The sequence below is a fragment of the Ruegeria sp. CDSC085 genome (assembly GCF_059610465.1).
The window spans coordinates 557,660-578,807 of the sequence record NZ_JBXWNR010000002.1 but is presented as its reverse complement, the minus strand read 5'-3'; the positions used below and the strand labels follow the sequence as shown (position 1 = coordinate 578,807).

General features: G+C 56.5%; 21 protein-coding genes and 1 tRNA gene. 12 read left to right on the top strand and 10 right to left on the bottom strand.

The window, feature by feature from the left end; all coding sequences use genetic code 11:
• The 5 genes from AC2FJB_RS06350 to AC2FJB_RS06330 all read right to left on the bottom strand — a co-directional run bounded on the left by AC2FJB_RS06350 (position 1) and on the right by AC2FJB_RS06330 (position 4,723).
• Positions 1 to 75 (bottom strand) — tRNA-Glu (locus AC2FJB_RS06350).
• Between the two features lie 98 nt (positions 76 to 173).
• Positions 174 to 1,916 (bottom strand): single-stranded-DNA-specific exonuclease RecJ, encoded by a 1,743-nt coding sequence (gene recJ / locus AC2FJB_RS06345; RefSeq protein WP_496720222.1) that lies wholly within the window; start codon positions 1,914 to 1,916, stop codon positions 174 to 176.
• Positions 1,917 to 2,007: 91 nt separating this feature from the next.
• Positions 2,008 to 2,991, bottom strand: coding sequence for a class II fructose-bisphosphatase (glpX, locus tag AC2FJB_RS06340; protein ID WP_117869433.1), 984 nt, complete (start codon positions 2,989 to 2,991; stop codon positions 2,008 to 2,010).
• A 69-nt stretch (positions 2,992 to 3,060) separates the two neighbouring features.
• Positions 3,061 to 4,347, bottom strand: coding sequence for a homoserine dehydrogenase (locus AC2FJB_RS06335; RefSeq protein WP_496685181.1), 1,287 nt, complete (start codon positions 4,345 to 4,347; stop codon positions 3,061 to 3,063).
• Between the two features lie 127 nt (positions 4,348 to 4,474).
• Positions 4,475 to 4,723: a hypothetical protein gene (locus AC2FJB_RS06330; RefSeq protein WP_496720224.1), complete on the bottom strand. Its 249-nt coding sequence runs from the start codon at positions 4,721 to 4,723 to the stop codon at positions 4,475 to 4,477.
• 102 nt (positions 4,724 to 4,825) lie between these two features.
• Between AC2FJB_RS06330 and AC2FJB_RS06325 the strand changes: the two genes are divergently transcribed.
• Positions 4,826 to 5,413: a TetR/AcrR family transcriptional regulator gene (locus tag AC2FJB_RS06325; RefSeq protein ID WP_496720226.1), complete on the top strand. Its 588-nt coding sequence runs from the start codon at positions 4,826 to 4,828 to the stop codon at positions 5,411 to 5,413.
• Between the two features lie 21 nt (positions 5,414 to 5,434).
• Here the strand turns inward: AC2FJB_RS06325 and AC2FJB_RS06320 are convergent, their stop codons facing one another.
• On the bottom strand, positions 5,435 to 6,346 hold the full coding sequence (locus tag AC2FJB_RS06320) for a pirin family protein (RefSeq protein WP_496720228.1): 912 nt from the start codon (positions 6,344 to 6,346) through the stop codon (positions 5,435 to 5,437).
• 157 nt (positions 6,347 to 6,503) lie between these two features.
• On the opposite strand from AC2FJB_RS06320, the gene AC2FJB_RS06315 reads away from it, so the two are divergent.
• Complete coding sequence (locus tag AC2FJB_RS06315) at positions 6,504 to 6,983, top strand: hypothetical protein (protein WP_496685185.1); 480 nt, start codon at positions 6,504 to 6,506, stop codon at positions 6,981 to 6,983.
• On the opposite strand, the gene AC2FJB_RS06310 is transcribed toward AC2FJB_RS06315, so the two are convergent.
• The 3 genes from AC2FJB_RS06310 to AC2FJB_RS06300 are packed head-to-tail and all read right to left on the bottom strand — an operon-like array spanning position 6,948 to position 9,836.
• On the bottom strand, positions 6,948 to 7,541 hold the full coding sequence (locus AC2FJB_RS06310; protein ID WP_496685188.1) for a TadE/TadG family type IV pilus assembly protein: 594 nt from the start codon (positions 7,539 to 7,541) through the stop codon (positions 6,948 to 6,950). The genes AC2FJB_RS06315 and AC2FJB_RS06310 overlap by 36 nt on opposite strands.
• A gap of 4 nt (positions 7,542 to 7,545) precedes the next feature.
• Positions 7,546 to 8,076, bottom strand: a complete 531-nt coding sequence (locus AC2FJB_RS06305) for a TadE/TadG family type IV pilus assembly protein (RefSeq protein WP_496685191.1) — start codon at positions 8,074 to 8,076, stop codon at positions 7,546 to 7,548.
• Complete coding sequence (locus tag AC2FJB_RS06300) at positions 8,073 to 9,836, bottom strand: pilus assembly protein TadG-related protein (protein ID WP_496720231.1); 1,764 nt, start codon at positions 9,834 to 9,836, stop codon at positions 8,073 to 8,075. Before AC2FJB_RS06300 ends, AC2FJB_RS06305 begins: the two co-directional genes overlap by 4 nt.
• 208 nt (positions 9,837 to 10,044) lie before the next feature.
• Between AC2FJB_RS06300 and AC2FJB_RS06295 the strand changes: the two genes are divergently transcribed.
• The 4 genes from AC2FJB_RS06295 (at position 10,045) to rpoD (ending at position 16,020) form a co-directional block, all read left to right on the top strand.
• The gene (locus tag AC2FJB_RS06295; RefSeq protein WP_117869424.1) at positions 10,045 to 11,475 is read left to right on the top strand and encodes a Glu/Leu/Phe/Val family dehydrogenase; all 1,431 of its coding nucleotides are present in this window, start codon (positions 10,045 to 10,047) and stop codon (positions 11,473 to 11,475) included.
• A 119-nt stretch (positions 11,476 to 11,594) separates the two neighbouring features.
• On the top strand, positions 11,595 to 11,891 hold the full coding sequence (locus AC2FJB_RS06290; protein WP_117869423.1) for a hypothetical protein: 297 nt from the start codon (positions 11,595 to 11,597) through the stop codon (positions 11,889 to 11,891).
• Between the two features lie 80 nt (positions 11,892 to 11,971).
• Positions 11,972 to 13,918: a DNA primase gene (gene dnaG / locus AC2FJB_RS06285; RefSeq protein ID WP_496720233.1), complete on the top strand. Its 1,947-nt coding sequence runs from the start codon at positions 11,972 to 11,974 to the stop codon at positions 13,916 to 13,918.
• 113 nt (positions 13,919 to 14,031) lie between these two features.
• The gene (rpoD, locus tag AC2FJB_RS06280) at positions 14,032 to 16,020 is read left to right on the top strand and encodes an RNA polymerase sigma factor RpoD (RefSeq protein WP_117869421.1); all 1,989 of its coding nucleotides are present in this window, start codon (positions 14,032 to 14,034) and stop codon (positions 16,018 to 16,020) included.
• Positions 16,021 to 16,170: 150 nt separating this feature from the next.
• Here the strand turns inward: rpoD and AC2FJB_RS06275 are convergent, their stop codons facing one another.
• Positions 16,171 to 17,211: a helix-turn-helix domain-containing protein gene (locus AC2FJB_RS06275; RefSeq protein ID WP_496720235.1), complete on the bottom strand. Its 1,041-nt coding sequence runs from the start codon at positions 17,209 to 17,211 to the stop codon at positions 16,171 to 16,173.
• Between the two features lie 398 nt (positions 17,212 to 17,609).
• Here AC2FJB_RS06275 and AC2FJB_RS06270 point away from each other — a divergent pair, with 398 nt between their 5' ends.
• The 6 genes from AC2FJB_RS06270 (at position 17,610) to ribD (ending at position 21,147) form a co-directional block, all read left to right on the top strand.
• Entirely contained in the window at positions 17,610 to 17,993 is a 384-nt protein-coding gene (locus tag AC2FJB_RS06270) for a thiol-disulfide oxidoreductase DCC family protein (protein ID WP_496720237.1), read from the top strand.
• Positions 17,993 to 18,541, top strand: coding sequence for a DUF4166 domain-containing protein (locus AC2FJB_RS06265; protein WP_496720238.1), 549 nt, complete (start codon positions 17,993 to 17,995; stop codon positions 18,539 to 18,541). The genes AC2FJB_RS06270 and AC2FJB_RS06265 overlap by 1 nt, the downstream gene beginning before the upstream one ends.
• A 78-nt stretch (positions 18,542 to 18,619) precedes the next feature.
• Positions 18,620 to 19,024, top strand: coding sequence for a hypothetical protein (locus AC2FJB_RS06260; RefSeq protein ID WP_117869417.1), 405 nt, complete (start codon positions 18,620 to 18,622; stop codon positions 19,022 to 19,024).
• 21 nt (positions 19,025 to 19,045) lie between these two features.
• Positions 19,046 to 19,459, top strand: a complete 414-nt coding sequence (locus AC2FJB_RS06255; protein WP_496720240.1) for a secondary thiamine-phosphate synthase enzyme YjbQ — start codon at positions 19,046 to 19,048, stop codon at positions 19,457 to 19,459.
• A 120-nt stretch (positions 19,460 to 19,579) separates the two neighbouring features.
• Positions 19,580 to 20,050 (top strand): transcriptional regulator NrdR, encoded by a 471-nt coding sequence (nrdR, locus tag AC2FJB_RS06250; RefSeq protein WP_117869416.1) that lies wholly within the window; start codon positions 19,580 to 19,582, stop codon positions 20,048 to 20,050.
• The gene (gene ribD / locus AC2FJB_RS06245; RefSeq protein WP_496720242.1) at positions 20,047 to 21,147 is read left to right on the top strand and encodes a bifunctional diaminohydroxyphosphoribosylaminopyrimidine deaminase/5-amino-6-(5-phosphoribosylamino)uracil reductase RibD; all 1,101 of its coding nucleotides are present in this window, start codon (positions 20,047 to 20,049) and stop codon (positions 21,145 to 21,147) included. Before nrdR ends, ribD begins: the two co-directional genes overlap by 4 nt.
• Position 21,148 lies beyond the last annotated feature (1 nt).

Sequence of the window (21,148 nt, the reverse complement as noted above, 5' to 3'; positions counted from 1 at the left end):
TGGTAGCCCGTAGGGGAATCGAACCCCTCTTTCCAGGTTGAAAACCTGGCGTCCTAACCGATAGACGAACGGGCCACGCTGGCTTGTGGAGGGCCTTTTACGGTTTCGCCGTGACCCCCGCAAGCCGAAAAACGCAGGGAGTTGAAAGTTTTTTGGCCCATCTGAGCGAGACGTCAATTTGCCTCTGCCGCGTCCTCGAGCCTGAGTTTCACGGATTGGCGCCCACCCCAGGTGTTCACCTCAAGTCGGCCTGCAAAATGAAAGCGTGCGCCACCATGATTTGACAGTTTCTCGCCCATCGGACCGTCAAAGGCACCAAAGGCAATCGCATCCAGCCCGCCGCCCATGCCATCGGACAACGACAGCTTCAGATGCGTTTCCCCCACACGTTTTGCAAAACGCACCTGGAGATCCGGAAGCGCGTATCGCGGGGCGGGGGCTCCGGCACCAAACGGTCCAGCCTGTTCGATCTGTTCGACCAGTTCCACTGTCGCCGCACCCGGCATAAGGGCACCGTCCAGCTTCATATCCGCCGGGCCGCCCTGACCTGCGCCTTGTTTTGCCAGCAATTCACTGAGACGTTCCATGGCAGGTTCCAGTTTGTCGCGCATGACGGTAAGTCCAGCGGCCATCTTGTGGCCGCCACCCTTGACCAGCAACCCTTCAGCCGCGAGCCGCTGGATCGACGCCCCTAAATCCACACCCGAGACCGAGCGGCCCGAGCCTTTGCCCTCATCACCGTCAAAACCGATCACAATGGCCGGACGGTTGGCGGTTTCCTTCAATCGAGACGCCACGATGCCCACCACACCGGGGTGCCAGCCTTCACCGGCTACCCAGACCAGTGGCGCGTCGAGACCGCGGCCTTCGGCCTGTTCCATTGCTGCAGCGCGTACGGCATTTTCAATGTCCCGACGTTCTGTGTTCAACGCGTCCAGCCGTTCGGACAGGGCCTGTGCCTCGGGCAGGGAATCCGTGCTCAGCAGGCGGGCACCCAGATCGGCCTGTCCGATGCGACCGCCCGCGTTAACGCGGGGACCAAGCAGAAAACCCAGGTGATAGCTGTTAGGCGCCGTATCCATGCGTGAGACATCGGACAATGCGACAAGTCCGGGGCGTTGCCTTTGCGCCATCACTTTCAGGCCTTGTCGAACAAGGGCGCGATTGGCATTGATCAGAGGCGCGACGTCAGCCACGGTTGCCAGGGCCACCAGGTCCAGCATCGACATCAGGTCAGGCCCCTTTGCGCCCGCCTCGCGCAATTGGCGCCCAGCTTCGACCAACATCAGAAACACGACACCCGCCGCGCAGAAATAGCCCAGATCACCGCTTTCATCCTGCCGGTTGGGATTCACGACGGCAACGCAGTCCGGCAGGGTTTCGCCGCCAAGGTGATGATCCAGCACAATTACATCCGCACCCTTGGCTGCGGCAATCGGTTCATGGCTGAGGGTGCCGCAATCGACGCAAATGATCAGATCGTGGCTGGCTGCCAGCTCTCGCATTGCCGGGGCATTGGGACCATATCCCTCATCAATTCGATCCGGCACATAAAGGGTCGCCTGCAATCCCATCTGCCGAAGCCAAACCAGCAGCAGCGCGGCAGAACTGCCGCCGTCAACATCGTAATCTGCGAACACCGCGATCTTCTCGCGACGACGCACGGTGTCCAGGAAGCGTGTCGCCGCCGCTTCCATGTCTTTCATGTCGCGAGGATTGGGCAGCAGTTCCTTGAGTTTTGGATCCAGGAAGCCGCGCGCCTCCATGACCGGCACGCCACGACGGGCCAGAACCTGACATACCGCACGAGGCAGGTCGGTCTGTTGCGCCATCATCTCGGCAGCCCGTTCCACCTCGGCTCCCGGGCCAACCCAGCGCCGACCTGTCAACGATTGCTCAACCCCAAGAAAACTCATCCATGCCTCTTATGTGCCAAGGCCGGACCCTCGCGGACCCGGCCTTTTCGCTTCTTCAAGTTATGCAGGCCGAAGGCAACGGCGCAAGCCGTTAAGCGTTATCGTGCGGCCAAGTGGGAGTACGATACGACATGCGGCGCACGGACCCGGTCTTTGACCGCATCAGCAGCGTCGTGGTTTCCACCCAACCCGGCTCGCGCTTGATGCGCGGCAACAGAGAGCCGCCGGTTACGCCTGTAGCGGCAAAGATCACATCCGCAGTTACCATCTCATCGCGCGAATATACCCGGTCCAGATCAGTGATGCCGGCCTTGGCAGCACGGCCCCGTTCGTCATCATTGCGGAACAACAGGCGACCAAAGATCTGACCGCCCATGCATTTCAGCGCAGCAGCAGCCAACACCCCCTCGGGCGCGCCACCCTGGCCCATATACATGTCGATGCCGGTCACTTCGCTTTCAGCGCAATGCATGACGCCCGCCACGTCACCATCGGTGATCAGGCGGATCGAGGCTCCGGTTTCGCGTACTTCGGCGATCATCGCCTCGTGACGGGGACGTTCCAGAATACAGACGGTGATGTCGGCCGGTTTGCAGCCTTTGGCCTTGGCCAGTGCCTCAACGCGTTCACGCGGAGACATGTCCAGATTGACGACACCCTCGGGCAGGCCCGGACCAACGGCCAGCTTGTCCATGTAAACGTCCGGCGCGTGCAGCATGGAACCGCGAGGACCCATTGCAATCACGGTCAGTGCGTTGGGCATATCCTTGGCGGTCAGCGTTGTGCCTTCCAGCGGGTCCAGCGCGATGTCCACGCCAGGGCCGTTTCCGGTGCCGACTTCTTCGCCGATATAAAGCATCGGAGCTTCGTCGCGTTCCCCTTCACCGATCACCACGACGCCAGCAATGTCCAGCATGTTCAGCTGTTCGCGCATCGCATTTACGGCGGCCTGGTCGGCGGCTTTCTCGTCACCACGCCCAACCAGAAAAGCCGAGGCCAGCGCAGCCTGTTCTGCCACCCTTGCCAGCCCCAGAGACAGCAGGCGGTCGTTGAAATCGGTTTTGGCAGCACTCATTGTTCAGTATCCTCTGGTCATTAAAGCCGTTTCTATCGGCATAGCTTGCGTTTCATGCAGGCCGCAAGTTCAAACCTCTTCAATCCGCAAAGCGACGGGGTCGCCAGCTACCACATTCGTTTCCCGGAACCGGTCCAGCGCGACGTCCAGCGCGGCGCGGGTGGTTTTGTGGGTAACGATCAACACAGGCGCTGTGCTTTCGGCATGGGCATACTGGCGCATCCGGTCAATCGAGACACCCGCATCGCCCAGAATGGCTGCAACCTTGGCCAGAGCACCGGGTTTGTCCAACAGGCCCAGCCGCAGATAATAAGGCGCTGGCAGACCGGTGACAGCGGGGGCCGCAGTTTCCAGCGAATTGGCCGGTCGACCAAAGGTCGGGATTTGCAACCCACGTGCCAGATCGCAGACGTCGCCCATTACGGCGCTGGCGGTCGGGCCTTCGCCTGCACCGGGGCCACGCAGAACAACCTGTTCCACCGCGTCGCCTTCGATCACCACCATATTGGTGCCGCCTTCCAATTGACCCAACGGCGAGTCGCTGGGCACAAGGCAAGGCTGCATGCGCTGCTCCAGCCCGCGCGCAGTGCGCTGTGCCACGCCCAGCAGCTTGATGCGGAAGCCCATATCCTCGGCCTGGTCGATATCGTCGAGGCTGATTTGCTGAATGCCTTCGATTTCGATCCCGTCGAAATTCGGCTTGGTGCCAAAAGCAATCGAGGCCAGCAAAGCCAGTTTGTGCGCGGCGTCGATGCCACCGACATCCAGATTGGGGTCGGCCTCAAGATACCCAAGTTCGGCGCATTCGTCGAACAGGGCGTTATAGCCCTGACGCTGCGATTGCATCCGGGTCAGAATGTAGTTGCAGGTGCCGTTCATCACGCCCATCACACGCGTGATCTCGTTTCCGGCCAGCCCTTCGGTCAGGGATTTGATTACGGGGATACCGCCCGCGACTGCGGCTTCAAACCGGATGACGCGACCTGCGGCTTCGGCCTGTTCGGCCAGTTCCTGCCCGTGGATAGCCAGCAACGCCTTGTTGGCGGTCACGACATCTTTACCGCTGGCCAGCGCGGCTTCGACCGAGGCTTTGGCAGGGCCGTTTTCGCCGCCCATCAGTTCGACATAGACATCGATATCGTCGCGTTTTGCCAGCGCAACCGGGTCGGTTTCCCACGCATAATCTGAAAGGTTCACGCCACGGTTTTTGTTTGGATCCCGCGCAGATACGGCCACGATTTCAATCGATCGGCCCGTGCGTGTCTTCAGCAACTCTGCATGGCGGCGGACAATCTTGACGACACCCACGCCGACAGTTCCCAAGCCCGCAATTCCCAGCCGCAGTGCCTGTGTCATTTCGTGGGTTCCTTTTCGCTCGAAACATATCTGAATTCGGACGCCCGCCCGATCAGCGCTGCCTTATCGGGTTCAGGCCAAGGGTGCAATCCGTCACCGGGGGATTGTAGGCATGAAATGTCGCGCTTTAGTTGGTTTGCGCGTTTTGCAGCGCCTGGGCCTTTTTAGCCAGCGCCTCGCCGCGCTGCGTCAGGTCTTCTTCCACCTCTGCGGCCTGGCTGATGGGGTCAATAGAAGGCCCCAAAGTTTCCTGCAACGGGACAAGACGCGGGTAGGGGGCCGATTTGACCGAGGCCGGTTCACTTCCTTCAAGTTCGGGAAAGTCTGAACACCCCGCAAACACAAGAATAATAGGCAGAACAGGCAGCAGTTTCATGTGGCACGCTTTTCGGTTTCGCTCGTCCTTTCGTGATGCACCTTTTACTGACGTCGATCAAGCGGGGTTCTATATGAACATTTGTTCAGATACTGTGGGCGCATGGCACGTACTCAAGGCTCCCACTCTGATATTACAGGCCCGCGCATCCGAAAGGCGGCCCTGAACCTGTTTGCCCGCCACGGCTATGCAGCGGTCTCGATGCGACAGATCGCGAAAGAGGTCGGCGTTCAAGCGGGGGCGTTGTACAATTACACGCCGGACAAGCAGAGTTTGCTGTATCGGTTAATGCGGGAACATATGCAGGAGCTGCTTTCAGCGCTCAACGCGCTGGAGCTCTGCGATGACTGTCAGCAAGCGTTGCGCCGATTTGTTGGCTTTCACATTCGTTTCCATCTGCAACGCCCTGACGAGGTGTTCATCGCCTATATGGAACTGCGCAACCTCTCACCCAAAAACTTCGCCGAAATCGAAGACCTTCGGCGTCAGTACGAAAACGCGTTGGAAGACATCCTTCACTCTGGCCAACAGGCTGGTCAGTTTGCAATACCGGACACCAAGATCGCCACGCTGGCGGTGATTGCCATGTTGAACGGTGTGATGACCTGGTACAGGTCCGGAGGGCGGCTGTCACTGGACGAGGTTGAACAGATCTATTGGAACATGGTGCATAAGGCGGTGACGGCCTGACACGGCCAGACCGTCACAGTGTCAGTGCGCAGGGCGAATGAAGGTCCCGTTGCGCAGGTCCCGAAAGGCTTGTTCAAGTTTGGCCCGCGTGTTCATCACGATCGGGCCATGCCAGGCAACGGGTTCATTGATCGGAGCCCCCGAGATCAGCAGAAACCGCACGCCTTCGGGGCCAGCCTGAACGGTGATTTCGTCCCCCGTCCCGAAACGGACAAGCGTGCGGTCGCCCGACATATCCCGGATATTCATCTCTTGCCCGGCGACCTCTTTCTCCAACAGCACACCAGACGGTTGTGATGCATCTGCAAAGGCTGCCTGACCTTGAAACACATAGGCAAAGGCACGACGGTAAGTGTCAATGCGGAAGGTCTTTTTCAAACCTGCGGGGACCGAGATGTCCAGATATTGTGGATCTGCCGCGATGCCATCCACGGGGCCGGTCTTGCCCCAGAAATCGCCGACAATCACCCGAACGGTCGTGCCGTCGTCATCAGTGACTTCGGGGATGTCCTTGCTTTGAACATCCTGATAGCGCGGGGCAGTCATCTTCTGATCCGAAGGCAGGTTGCCCCAAAGTTGAAACCCGTGCATCTGCCCCGAAGTGTTTCCCTGGGGCATCTCCTGATGCAGGATACCGGACCCCGCTGTCATCCATTGTACGTCACCGGCGCCCAGAGTGCCGGTGTTGCCCAGCGAATCCGAATGCTCGACCGATCCGGCCAGAACATAGGTGATCGTCTCGATCCCGCGATGCGGATGCCAGGGAAAACCGGCCTGATAGTCCTGAGGCCGTTCATTTCTGAAGTCATCGAACAGCAGAAAAGGATCAAGTTCTGACGGGTCCTGAAACCCGAATGCGCGGTGAAGTTTCACGCCAGCCCCTTCCATTGTCGGGGTGGCCCTGCGTGTTTCCAATGTAGGTCTAAGGGACATGTTGGCCTCCGGTTCGTTTGATCAGCATGTAACCTATGCGTGAATGCGGTCAATTTGCGTGAACTAACCGGACCTGTGCAAATTTGCTGCGTGACCAAAGCCCTGTTGTTTCCGATGGAAAGTCGCTAAGCCGAAGCTGAACGAACAGGAGACATCCATGAAGGACGAAGTGCTGGCAACGATTCAGGCATCATCCCCCAGACGGTGGGTCGGAGTAGGGATGCTGTCAACGGTTGGGGCGCTGGTTACATACGTTGCTTTGGCATCGCCGCCAGAACCGGAGTGGCAAGTGTTTCTGTTTGCCGTTGGTGGCGCGTCGCTTTGGCTGGCCTACCGCGTTTGGCAGGCGACCCAGGACCATATTGAACTGACGCAGTCGGAGTTGCGTACTGGGTCAGGCCAGGTGATCGCAAAAGTGGACGATATTGAATCGGTGGATCGCGGTGCGTTCGCATTCAAGCCGTCAAACGGCTTTCTGGTTCGTACAAAGCACAAAGCGACAAAACAATGGGCCCCCGGATTGTGGTGGCGAATTGGTCACCGTGTCGGAATAGGCGGCATGACGTCTGCCGCCGAGGCCAAGTTCATGTCCGAAGTTCTGTCAACTATTGTCGCAGACGAACGGGGTTTTGGTTAGGTTGCACGCGACTTTGTTAGTAAAGCGGGGGCGTGTAAAAATGAAATTCTCAAAGGTAATGCCCGTTGCAAAATCCCAACCAGGTTTGAACGTAGGAACGAACTCGTTGGACGTTTCCACCAAAATGACCGTGTCCTGATTGGGCATTGGAGGAAGACGATCTTCGATTTCCCGAATGTTGTTGTTATTCCATTCATTATCAAAACCGCGCACTGTCGACCAACGGACATAGTGACGATCGTCATCTTCATCGTAGAGGATCAAAGAGACCCGCATTTTCACATCGGATCTGTTATTGACCATCTTCCCCAACAAGTCGTGAACAGAGTTGATGTAGATATCGGTAACGGCCTGCGTTTCTCGCGAGATCAGGTCGCTAACCGTGTAGGCCGCCTTCAGATTAGAGGCACTTTGACGAAATCCCTCAAAAGCAGTGAACGTAAACGTTATCGTCCACAGAAATAAAGGAAAAATCATAAGGGCTTCTACGGTTAGAACGCCACTTTCCTCCCGTTTGAACGCCTTGACGCGGTTCTTTAGATTTTTCATTACGGACATGATCTTACAGTGGCTCCTGTACGAATGCAGTCGTTGCGGTCAATGAATAGTGGCCGGACGCATCAGGCACGGTGCGCGCAATTACCGAAGTTTCGAGTACCGGATCGATGCGCAAGCAGGCACGTAAGATCATTAGTTCGTTGGATTGTCCGCTTTCGAATTCCAGTACAGGTTTTACATCTTCAGAACTGTCAGTGCAGGATGCCTCATTGGAAAGCGAAATGCCGCTAAAAGCGTCTTGGCGGATCATTTGTAGTCGCAAGTTCTCTTTACAGTTTTGAATGCCGGAAACGTCACAGATCTGGTTCTTGATTTCATCATGATCCCAGTTGGCACCTGTGCCGAGACGAATGTCCCGTACGACCAGATCAACGCCGCGTTCCAGCGCACCATGCTGCGTTGTAATGATTGATACCTCCGCGCCAGCCACAAGCAAAGCAAGAAAAAACGGAATGATCATAACGAATTCAATCGTAGCGTTTCCACTTTCCGACCGCTTAAAAAGGCGACATCTAAAGAGTGCATTGCGGATCATTGGGTCAGCCTTAGCTTGCGAATAGACGAGGCAATAGACTCGAACGCTTTCTCCAGATTCAGGCCGCTTACATCGTATACGTGGCTGTCAGAGCTGGCACAGTCTTTCAGAGTTCTGAAGCCGCTTCTTGGCGCTTCGAATGCGATACCATAAACAATGATGCCTTCATCTTTTGCAGCGTCACAAACATGTTTTGTGCGCTGGTTTTTGGCTGAAGTTTCCACTTTTGAGTAAGCTTTGGAATACCATTCAGCCCAACCACTGGATTGCCAGTAGTAATTGTATCTTGCGTTCCAAGCCAACGATGTACGGTTGAGAAGTTCTGGATATGTCAGTCGTACGGCGGTGCCGGTTTCTTCATTGAGCGGAGTCTCTGGTTCTGGATTACCAAATGGGTGATCCTCCCAGGTATCTTGTTGAGGCCAGAAAAAATTGGGATTGCCCTGCGAATGATAAACCGTGTATTCGCCTGCTTCTTGATTGTACCATACATCAGACATTCCTTCACGCAGTGATGGGTTCAGCATGTACTGGTCGGTGTTCTGACCATCTGTCATGACAATCGCCACTTTCAGGACGTCAGTTCCGTAATCCGAAGGGCGAACGGAGAACTTTGGTGGAACAATGAATGATGATGGATAGGAAGGGTCTGTTTCGAGTGATAGATCCTGTACAATCCCGCGCATACTCGGATCAAGAAGGGCGGTCCCCCACTTCATCCCAATATCGATTGATGTATTCCCTCCGGGTGTTAGAGAGGCGATCTGGCTTAGTAACTTGTTCATGTTGTCGGTCACGGGTGTGATTGCGCTGCCCGCGCGTACCGGACAAACAGGAAGATCGATAGAGCCCTCAGAATATGTGAACGGGTCGAAATGGGCCGTACGTTCGAGTGTATCCGAACGATGCAGGTCAGCGTCGCTGTACTGTTCCGGGATAAAGTTTACGCAATGAGAGTAGCTGTGCTCCTGAGTGACATTAGTAAATTTGTCCAAGATCGAGGCGCCGGCGTTGACTTGAGTTGCGTATGGAACGATCGAGATTGAGATCTGGGTATCATCAGGTTTGTCGAGCATAAGCCTTACGAACTCTGATGCCGCTTCTTTCAACACTGCAATTTTGCTTTTTCCCGAAGTGGCCGAAGATCGTGACATTGAGCCGGATATGTCGAGAATCAAAGAAATCTCGACTGCGCCAATGGACTCTTCGGCGGCACTGACGGCCCTCACTCCCAAGGCTTCAATACCTGCAAATCCCATAAACCGCGTTGGAACGACGGCGTCGGCCGTTGCTACGACACTTCTGGAGCCAAACCCTTCGGTAACAGTTACGGTTTTTTCGAGGTGGCCTAGTCCCGCCTTCACCATATAAGCGTCAACGACTTCCTGAGGAGGAAGGTCCTGATCAAGGTCGGCTGCCGCTAGGACTGCGCGATCCAATGTGGATTGCAGATTTGCACGGTCACGCTCGTAATTCATAAAATCCATCGCGACGCCGGTGATCGCAAACATGAGGATGATCATGAGTAGAGTGAAAATGGTGAAAGTACCGTCTTCTTCCGAGGCGAACTTGTGCAACTTTGAAACTTTGCGCTTCGGCTGCATACGGACTATATGAAGCGAGAATTTTATCATTTTGATGACTCCGCTCCGCACTTCGAATTGGTGCGACATAGAAAAGAAATTTGGGTTCAATTTAATTTTCAAACGTGGCGTGAATTGGGCGAAAAAGGCTTGGTTTTGGCCTTTTTGAGCGCCCACGGGGTATAATTTTAGCTTTTTCCCCTAGTCTGTCGATGAAATGAAGACAATCAGTTAAGCGATTGACCAGATTGGGCGACTCACTCTCAAGTGCTCAAGTCTCTGTTAATAAGGTGATGAAAAAAAGTGCATTGTTTGATTGCAGCCAGCGTTGAGTGGTGCGACAAAACGTCATGACGTTTCGTCATCCAGCGGCACGGAGGATTTTATGACCGGCATCCAAGAACCAAGCTTTCGCGAAAGTGTTGACCTGATGTTCAACAGGGCGGCCGCCCTGATGGAACTGCCGCCGGGTCTGGAGCAGAAAATCCGGGTTTGTAACGCGACCTACACCGTTCGGTTTGGTGTGCGCCTGCGCGGCGAGATCCACACCTTCACCGGGTACAGGTCTGTCCATTCCGAACATATGGAGCCGGTCAAAGGCGGCATTCGCTACGCTACCGCGGTGAACCAGGATGAGGTCGAAGCTCTGGCTGCGCTGATGACCTACAAATGTGCTCTTGTCGAAACACCGTTCGGCGGTTCGAAAGGTGGGCTTTGCATCGATCCGCGGAAATACGAAGAGCACGAGCTGGAACAGATCACGCGACGCTTTGCCTATGAGCTTGCCAAGCGCGATCTGATCAACCCGTCGCAAAACGTTCCGGCGCCCGACATGGGCACGGGCGAACGCGAAATGGCCTGGATGGCCGACCAATACGCGCGGATGAACACCACCGATATCAATGCGCGTGCCTGTGTGACCGGTAAGCCATTGAACGCAGGTGGCATCGCGGGGCGGGTCGAGGCGACCGGTCGTGGCATACAATATGCTCTGCGCGAGTTTTTTCGTCACCCTGAAGACATCCAGAAGGCTGGCCTGTCGGGAAAGCTGGATGGAAAGCGCGTCGTGGTGCAGGGGCTCGGCAACGTGGGCTACCACGCGGCAAAGTTCCTGAGCGAGGAAGACGGCTCGCGCGTTGTCGGTATCATCGAGTGGGACGGGGCGTTGTACAACCCGGACGGTATCGATGTCGAAGCCGTTCGGCAGTGGATCGTCAAGCATGGTGGGGTCAAGGATTACCCGGACGCGACACATTCAGCAGAAGGCGCAAGCGTTCTGGAGGCTGAGTGCGATATCCTGATCCCGGCAGCCCTAGAAGCTGTCATCAACCTGTCCAACGCTGATCGGATCAAAGCGCCTTTGATCATAGAGGCCGCGAATGGCCCGGTCACTGCTGGCGCGGATGAGGTTCTTCGCAAGAAAGGCACCATCATCATCCCGGATATGTATGCCAACGCGGGCGGTGTGACGGTATCTTATTTCGAATGGGTCAAGAACCTTAGCCACATTCGTTTCGGTCGGATGCAGCGTCGCCAGGAAGAGGCGCGGCATGAACTGATTGTCAGCGAGCTGGAGCGGCTGGACCGTTATCTGGGTGATGCGTGGTCGATGTCGCCAGACTTCAAGGCCAAGTACCTCAAGGGTGCTGATGAGCTTGAACTGGTGCGCTCAGGCCTCGATGACACCATGCGTATTGCCTACCAGTCGATGCGTGAGGTGTGGCACAGCCGTGACGATGTCGAAGACCTGCGTACTGCGGCCTATATCGTCGCGATCGACCGCGTGGCCAAAAGCTATCGCGCCAAGGGGCTCTGAATCAAACAGGCGGGATGATCATTTCGCCCCGCCTGAACGTTCTGCGGCTTGAATGTCGATGGTGGCCCGTTAGTTTGACGGATAGTAGACACTCAGAGAAACGAATCCCGGAGACCCCCATGTTGCGTATAGCCATTGTCGCGGCTCTGCTGGCCACCCCTTTGGCCGCACAGGAAACAAAGGAAGAAAGCTGCAAGTATCAGGCTGATGTCGTAGCCGCGATACAAAAGGCCCGGCTGGATCGCGTGAAAGAACGTGATGTAGCACAAGCCGTTGCAGATAGTGGCCCATCATGGCCTGAGAACTATAACGCCGCGATCCCGCTGATCACACCGTGGGTCTACGAACAAAAGATGCGCGACGTGCGCAAAAAGGATCTGGGTGCCGCGTGGCTTGAGCTGTGTTTGCAGCAATAATCCACAGCACCATCATTTCCCTGTGGACAAACGCGCGTCATACCCTTGGCGCGCGTTCCCGTTTCTGTCAGGTTTGACCCATGTCACTGCCCCCCGGATTTCTGGATGAACTACGCACCCGCCTGAGCCTGTCTCAGGTCGTCGGGCGCAAGGTTATGTGGGATCAGCGCAAATCCAATCAAGGCAAGGGTGACATGTGGGCGCCTTGCCCGTTTCATCACGAAAAGACAGCCTCATTCCATGTCGACGACCAAAAGGGGTTTTATTACTGCTTCGGCTGTCACGCCAAGGGCGACGCGATCAGCTTCGTGAAAGAGACTGAGAATGTCTCGTTCATCGAAGCCGTTGAAATATTGGCCCGCGAGGCCGGGATGCCGATGCCTGCGCGCGATCCCAAGGCGCAGGAAAAGCAGGACCGCCGCAGTCAGCTTGCCGATGTGATGGAGCAGGCCGCGCAGTTCTTCCGCTTGCAGCTCAAAACAGCGGCGGGGGCAGAGGCACGGGATTACCTGTCGCGCCGGGGTCTGGATCAAAGGGCGCTGGATCGGTGGGAGATCGGGTTTGCGCCGGACGGTTGGCAGGCGCTTTGGGATCACCTGCGCGGCAAGAGCATCGAAGAGGAGTTGATCCTTGGCGCCGGGCTGGCCAAGCCTTCAAACAAGGGCAAAAAACCCTACGACACCTTCCGCAATCGGATCATGTACCCGATCCGTGATCCGCGTGGGCGCTGCATTGCATTCGGTGGCCGCGCGATGGACCCGAATGACAATGCGAAATACCTGAACTCACCCGAGACCGAGTTGTTCGACAAGGGGCGCAGCCTTTACAATCAAGGTCCAGCGCGGCAGGCGGCGGGCAAAGGGCAGCCGTTGATCGTGGCCGAAGGGTATATGGACGTGATCGCGCTGGCCGAGGCGGGCTTTGGTGCGTCGGTTGCACCGTTAGGAACGGCCATTACGGAACACCAGTTGCAACTGCTCTGGCGGATCGCAGATGAGCCGATCATAGCGCTGGACGGGGATGCAGCAGGTCTGCGAGCGGCCATGCGGGCGGTTGATCTGGCGCTGCCTCTGCTGGAGGCCGGAAAATCCCTGCGTTTTGCTTTGATGCCTGAAGGTAAGGACCCGGACGATCTTTTGCGCGCCGAAGGGGCAGGGGCCGTAAAGGCTGTGCTGGATGGTGCCATTCCGATGGTCAAGCTGCTGTGGCAGCGCGAGACCGAAGGCAAGGTTTTCGACAGCCCCGAGCGCAAGGCGGCTTTGGATAAATCCTTGCGCGACAAGATCAAGCTTGTCCGGGACCCGTCGATCCGTTCGCATTACGGGCAGGAAATCAAAGATCTGCGCTGGCAACTGTTCCGCCCACAACGACAACCGCAAAATCGTCAGTGGCAACCGCGCGGCAAATGGCAGCCGCCGCAAAAAGCGACGCCGGGCGCGCGCAGTTCGTTTCTGGCCTCTTCGGAAAACGCGGACATCCATCTGCGCGAAGCCGCTATTCTGGCGATCTCAATCCTGAATCCCAAGGTTGTTGTTCAATTTGAGCAACAGTTGGAAGAAATGGAGTGTCACGATCCTGACCACGCAGCATTGCGCGATGCTGTTCTGCGTCATGCGATCGATGATCCGGACAACCTGAAAGACCACATTATCGCATCAATGGGACCTGACGCCCTTGAAAACCTGCTGACGCTTCGCCATGTGGCAGTTATCCCCTGTGTGTTCAAGCCAGGCGACGTAGAAAAGGCCGAAATGACGCTGGCCGAGGAACTCGCGAAAATCAAAGCGCTCCGGGGGTTGGATGCCGAGATTGCCGAAGCTGCAGAAGAATTGTCTGATCTGGCTGATGAGGCGCTGACATATCGGCTGGCGCAAGCCGCCGAAGAGCGTAACCGAACAAGCCGCAGCCAGAACGAAGACCGGGCTGTATTCGACGTCGCCGACAACGGCGCGCGAATCAATCGTGACGAGAAAGACGCGTTTGCGGCGATCATGTCAGGTATCAAATTCGAGCGGAAACGCCGATAAGTGGTGTTTTCGTAAGGCACTGGAAAAGAAAAACGGATAAACGGGTGGCCGAATCACTTATACGCGCTAATGATTCGGCTGAGACGAATCACCCATCCCTGCAGGAGCATTGAATGGCCGCCAAGGATACGAACGAAGACCGCAAATCCGACGAGCAGGAACAGGAAATCTCGCTGGACATGAGCCAGGCCAACGTCAAGAAGATGATCGCCGAGGCTCGCGAGAAAGGTTACATCACCTACGACCAGCTCAATCAGGTCCTGCCGCCTGATCAGGTCAGCTCGGAACAGATCGAAGACGTTATGTCGATGCTGTCCGAGATGGGCATCAACATCATCGAAGATGAAGAGGCCGAAGAAGAAGAGAACAAAGGCTCGACCGAACTGGTTGCCGCGGAAAGCAACCGCGAGGTTGCACTGGCTGGTGCAGGCGCAGAAAAGCTGGACCGCACGGACGACCCCGTCCGCATGTATCTGCGTGAGATGGGTTCGGTTGAATTGCTGAGCCGCGAGGGCGAGATCGCAATCGCCAAGCGGATCGAAGCCGGTCGCAACACGATGATTGCCGGCCTGTGTGAAAGCCCGCTGACCTTCCAGGCGATCACAATCTGGCACGACGAATTGCTGTCCGAAGACATTCTTCTGCGGGATGTCATTGATTTGGAAACCACGTTCGGCAACCAGTTGGACGAAGACGGTGACGTTGATGAGCCGGTCGTTGATACGTCGGCGGTGCAGGCGAACAAGCCGGCCAAGGATAGCGGCCCTGAGCTGGATGCCGATGGCAACCCGCTGAACAACGACGACGATGACGATGACGACGATCAGGCCAACATGTCGCTGGCCGCGATGGAAGCGGCGCTGAAGGATCAGGTTCTGACAACCTTGGAGCGCATCTCGACCGACTTCTCGATGCTGTCTGAAATGCAGGACAGCCGGATTTCGGCCACGCTGAACGAAGACGGCACTTTCAGCGAAAAAGACGAGGCGACGTATCAGAAGCTGCGGGCCGAGATCGTCGAGCTGGTGAATGGTCTTCACCTGCACAACAACCGTATCGACGCATTGATTGACCAGCTTTATGGGATCAACCGTCGCGTCATGTCGCTAGACAGCTCGATGGTGAAACTGGCGGATCAGGCGCGCATTAACCGCCGTGAGTTCATCGACGCTTATCGCGGGCGGGAACTTGATCCGAACTGGCTGGCCGAGATGGCTGAAAAACCGGGCCGGGGTTGGCAGATGTTCATCGAACGCTCAACCGCCAAGGTTGAAGAACTGCGCAACGACATGGCCCAGGTTGGTCAGTATGTCGGTCTGGATATCTCTGAATTTCGCCGCATCGTGCAGCAGGTTCAGAAGGGCGAAAAAGAAGCGCGGCAGGCCAAGAAGGAAATGGTCGAAGCCAACCTGCGTCTGGTGATCTCGATTGCCAAAAAGTACACGAACCGTGGCCTGCAATTCCTTGATCTTATTCAGGAAGGCAACATTGGCCTGATGAAGGCCGTGGACAAGTTCGAATACCGCCGTGGCTACAAGTTTTCGACCTATGCGACCTGGTGGATCCGGCAGGCGATCACCCGCTCGATCGCGGATCAGGCCCGCACGATCCGTATTCCGGTTCATATGATCGAAACGATCAACAAGCTGGTCCGGACCGGTCGTCAGATGCTGCACGAGATCGGTCGTGAACCGACGCCTGAAGAACTGGCGGAAAAGCTGCAAATGCCGCTGGAAAAGGTTCGCAAGGTGATGAAAATCGCCAAAGAGCCGATTTCGCTGGAAACGCCTATCGGCGACGAGGAAGACAGCCAGCTGGGCGATTTCATTGAGGACAAGAATGCCGTGCTGCCGCTGGACAGTGCCATTCAGGAAAACCTCAAGGAGACCACGACCCGGGTTCTTGCCTCGCTCACCCCGCGCGAGGAACGGGTTCTGCGGATGCGTTTCGGCATCGGCATGAACACCGACCACACTCTGGAAGAGGTCGGCCAACAGTTCAGTGTTACCCGCGAACGTATCCGCCAAATCGAAGCGAAAGCGCTGCGGAAGCTGAAACATCCCAGCCGTTCACGGAAACTCCGTTCGTTCCTGGATCAGTAAACTTTTAGGCGCCTCGACCGAGGCGCCTTTTTTCATTTTGTTCACATTGGCTGGTTCTCACATCACATTGGCGAGAACGCACAAGGTCCGGGCGGTGTGCCTTTCTATATCGGTCCAGTCCACTCATGGGACAGGCCGAGGCGAGGTTTTTCACACCGATGACCCCTGGCCAGCTGTCCGAATGGGATGTTCCACACGGGTCTTGAAGGCGCTGGGCGGCTGACCTGTCCACCGTTTGAAGGCGGTCGAAAAAGCAGCCTGATCAGCATACCCCAGCGCGTATGAGATTTCAGACAGAGTCATGCCATTTGTGATGAAAGTCTGGGCCAGATCACACCTTAGATCGTCAACAATATCGCGATAGCTGGTGCCTTCATCCTTAAGGCGTCGGCTGAAGGTTCTGAGGCTCATGCCCAGATCAGCGGCTACATCTTCGGCTTGCAGGATTGCGCCTGGCAGGGATCGGGTGATCAGCCCTTCGACACGGGCACGGGTCATATTCTTGGGGGATGGCTTCTCGGCCAGCAATCTTTCACCGTATTCGAGCAAATGCGCCCGCAGCTTGGGATCATAGGTCGGCACCTGCAAATCCAGCGCAGATAGCGGCAGAATGATCTCGATCTTTTCAGCTCCGAAAACCACGGGACAGCCTGCCAGCTTTTCATAGGTTTTGACGTGGTTTCCAACTTTGTGCTGAAAGCGCATCTCAATCGGGTACAAGTTCACCTGCGTCAGGTTCCTCATTCTTGCCAACGCAGCGAACAACAGGAATTCCGTGCGCCGATGATAGCGGGCAAAGCTTGCATCTTTCCAATCGGCCTCAAGCGCCGCGAAGTTGCCGGCAACACGGAAGCTGAGCCCGATGGCCGGGTCGATGATTCCGTGAAAGCGTGACAGGTTTTCCATCACCTGCTTCAAATCGCGTGAGTATTTGCTGATATACCCTGTAACGGTCGAAGCCGACGTGACCTCGAGCCCAGTGCGTGCCGCAAATGTGATGTCACCAACGGCGTCACAGGCGTGTCGGATGAACAGGGCCTCTTTATGCGCACTGTAGACTGCGGCAGGGGGCGCGATGTCTTGCTGTCGAAGCCCGGTCTGCATCATTACCCGCTGAGATACTTCGCTATTGCCGGTGAGGCGATCAAGCGCCCGGGTCAAAAAATGTAGTCGGCCGATATCTACATCCATTGTGGAACAACACCTTACGTTCTCAAATACTCTAACAGGCTATCACAGAAATCCCGTTTTTGACTTTGGCTATTGGCTAGGGGGATTGTGCAACGGCGTTCGATGTGTTGGCAAGTTCTCGAAAGGTTTTGACCGGAACGCACATGAACTGAGGCGCCTAGCTGCCCAAATCAGCAGCGTTGCCGGGTCGAGACCTTTATGGGGATGAGGTCAGAGCCTCGGAGAAATCACCAGCCTCCGCTCAGGGCTCCCCGGCACACTCTTTTTCTTCCGCAAGTTTCGCATTGTTCTGCGACGCTGGATTTGTCATCCTGCCTCGAAGGATGACACTTGTGCGATGCGAATGCGAGACAAGGCCGGAAACACAGATACTCGCATTGGAAACCTGATCATATTTGATGGTGAATGTGTTCTGTGTTCGGGCTTTTTCCGATTCATGCTTGAACGTGATCGGTCACGGAATTTCCAAATTCGCGACAGCGCAGTCACCCCTTGGACAAAAACTGTATCGCGACCTTGATCTGCCCACATGCGACTTTCAGACAAATCTGGTGATAGTGAATGGCGCAGTCTATCAAAATCTGGATGCGTTTGCCGCCGCGATGCGTCAATTGCCGGGTTTGTGGCCGCTGCTTTCGGTGTGCCGGTTCCTGCCCGGTTTAGTCAAAGATCCGATTTACCGCCTGATTGCGCGAAACAGATATACATTGTTCGGAAAAACCAAGACATGTTTGGTGCCGGGACCTGATGTGAAGGCACGTTTTGCGAGCGATGGATTTTGATGTCGTGGGATCCGTTTTTGCAGGCGCTGGGTTCGGTTGATGACGTGCCAGATGCGGTCTTTCGGCTGCACAGCTCCGAGGCATCCTACTCAGGTCGATGCGATATCGAGCTTGGCGCAGGTGCCTTGGTTGCTTTTGCAACGCGCATGGCCGGATTTCCGCAGGACGGAAAGGACGTCGCAGTATCAGTGAAGGTACGCTCAGAAGGTCAGGCTGTAATTTGGGAACGCGACTTCGCCGGCCATCGCACAACCTCCTGTCTGACCTATGACAGCACGCGGGCAAGTGTCCGCGAGGATTTCGGAGCGATTTCAATCTGGCTGAAGCCCAGCTGGCAGAACGGCGTGCTGTATATCAGGATCCTCCGCCTGACAGTATTGGGCATCCCGGTACCTTTATTTGCGGTGCCACGTTCGAACACACGGGAATGGCAGGATGCAACGGGCCGGTTCAGGTTCAACGTGTCAGCAGAGGCACCGGGATTAGGCCTGCTGATCCGCTATCAGGGCTGGCTCACGCCGGATCACGCAATGCACGAAGCGGGTTGAATTGATCGTGAGGTGCCCTGTGCACGCGATGAAGTTCGTCTAACCTATTTGGAACAAGCAATCAGGGAAGAATTAACGATGAAACAGTTATGCACCTTCGCCGCGCTGGCCGCCTTGACCCTCAGTATCCCCATGACAGCAGATGCTGCGCCGAATGGATTTCGAACAGAACCCATCAACGCCACTGATTTTGAGGTCATCCCGCGCGGTGACAAACGTGTCGAAGGCTATTGGTGCGCGGCCGCGGATTATGCGCGCCGGACCTTGGGGTTGGGCTGGATGGACCGAATTTATGTGTTGCGAGGATACGGGCCCAGTGTCACCACCGGGCGCAGAACAGCAGTTCAGTTTTCGATTAAGCAGCCTCAGTCGGTTGATGTGCAACCAAGCAGCTTTGTTTCGTTCGGGTTTCAGCCCGGTAACAGTGAATCTATACAAGGTGCGAATGCACGGTGTAACTATCGGCCGTTCTTCAACGATTGATTGGCGCGCGGGATTGTAACGATGCAGACTGAATTCGTTTTGCACACTCAAGGGCCGGGGCTGTACGAATTTACGTCTGATGTGCTGCAATGGCTTGAACGGGTAGCGAAGGATGGGGTTTTGACTCTGTTCGTTCGCCACACCTCTTGCTCGTTGTTGATCCAGGAAAACGCGGACCCCGAGGTTCAAACTGATCTTCAGGCGTTTTTTGAGCGGCTCGTTCCTCGGTCAGACAACCCCGCCATGTCCTACCTGAGGCACACGTATGAAGGCCCGGATGATATGCCAGCGCATATCAAAGCGGCGCTCATGCCGGTTTCGCTGACGATCCCGGTGTTGCAGGGTCGGCCTGTGCTTGGAACATGGCAAGGGATTTACCTGTTTGAACACCGTACTGCGCCGCATCAAAGGAAGGTTGCAGCGCATCTGGCCTGACCCTTTATTTAGCGGTTTGAATTTCCGACTACCCAAACCCTAGCGGCTGCCCTATAGTTGTGGATAAGTAAGCCGCAGCGCTTACAAAAAGAGGCCGAACATGGTACGAGGAGACGGCGGATGCGCTGCCCGTTTTGCGGAAATATCGACACTCAGGTGAAAGATTCACGCCCGGCAGAGGACCACGTGGCTATCCGCCGACGCCGGTTCTGCCCGGCCTGTGGCGGACGGTTCACGACCTACGAACGTGTGCAGCTGCGTGATCTGGTTGTCATAAAAACCAATGGTAAACGCGAGGATTTCGATCGCGACAAGCTGGAGCGTTCGATCCGCATCTCGATGCAGAAACGGCCCGTTGATCCCGAACGGATCGATCAGATGATCTCGGGCATCGTGCGCCGTCTGGAAAGCATGGGCGACACGGATATCCCGTCCAACAAGATCGGTGAAATCGTTATGGAAGCTCTGGCGCGGATCGACACTGTCGCCTATGTTCGCTTTGCGAGTGTGTACAAGAATTTCCAGGCGGCCGATGATTTCGAGGAGTTCGTCCACGAACTGCGCCCGCCGCAGCCTTCGACTGACGAGTGAACGAAGCAGATAAGCGATTTATGGCGCTTGCCCTGTCTTTGGGGCGGCGCGGTCAGGGGACGTGCTGGCCGAACCCCGCCGTGGGGTGCGTCATCGTTCGTGATGACCGGATCATTGGGCGGGGCTGGACACAACCGGGTGGCCGCCCTCATGCCGAGACCGAAGCATTGGTTCAGGCCGGGCAGGGTGCGCGTGGTGCGACCGCCTATGTAACGCTGGAGCCCTGTGCCCATCACGGCAAAACGCCGCCCTGCGCCGAGGCCTTGATTGCGGCAGGTGTTTCCCGTGTTGTGGCCGCTGTCGAAGACAGCGATCCGCGCGTGGCTGGGCAGGGTTTTGCCATGTTGCGCGAGGCGGGGATTGACGTTGTAAGTGGCGTTCTTGCGGAACAGGCAGAACGGGATCTGGAAGGCTTCTTCCTCAAGACTGAACAAGGCCGGCCTTTTGTGACGCTGAAGATGGCCAGCAGTTTTGACGGGCGCATCGCGACCTCGACAGGGCACAGCCAATGGATCACCGGACCGCAGGCACGTCGTGTGGTCCATGCCATGCGTGCACGTCACGATGCAGTGATGGTCGGGGCAGGGACGGCGCGCGCCGACGACCCCTCGCTGACCGTTCGGGATCTTGGCGTTGAGCATCAACCCGTCCGCGTCGTGGTGTCCCGCCATATGGATATTTCTCTGATGGGGCAGCTGGCGCGCACGGCCTCAAAGATACCTGTCTGGCTCTGCCATGCGCATCACCCGGATGCCGAACGTGCACAGGCGTGGGAGGGATTGGGGGCAAAGCTGATCCCCTGCGCGTTGAAGGACCACCATATCGATGCGTTGGATCTGCTTCAGCAACTGGGTCAGGCCGGTCTGACCAGCGTGTTCTGCGAAGGTGGGGCTGCGCTTGCGGCCTCGTTGCTGGCTGAGGATCTGGTGGACGAACTGATCGGGTTCACTGCCGGTTTGACCATCGGAGCCGAAGGACTGGCCGCGGTCGGGACACTTGGTCTGGAAACGCTGGAGGCCGCACCGAGGTTCAATTTGATCGAAACGCAGGCGGTCGGCGGGGATGTTTTGCACCGTTGGCGCAGAGCGTCGGAATAAC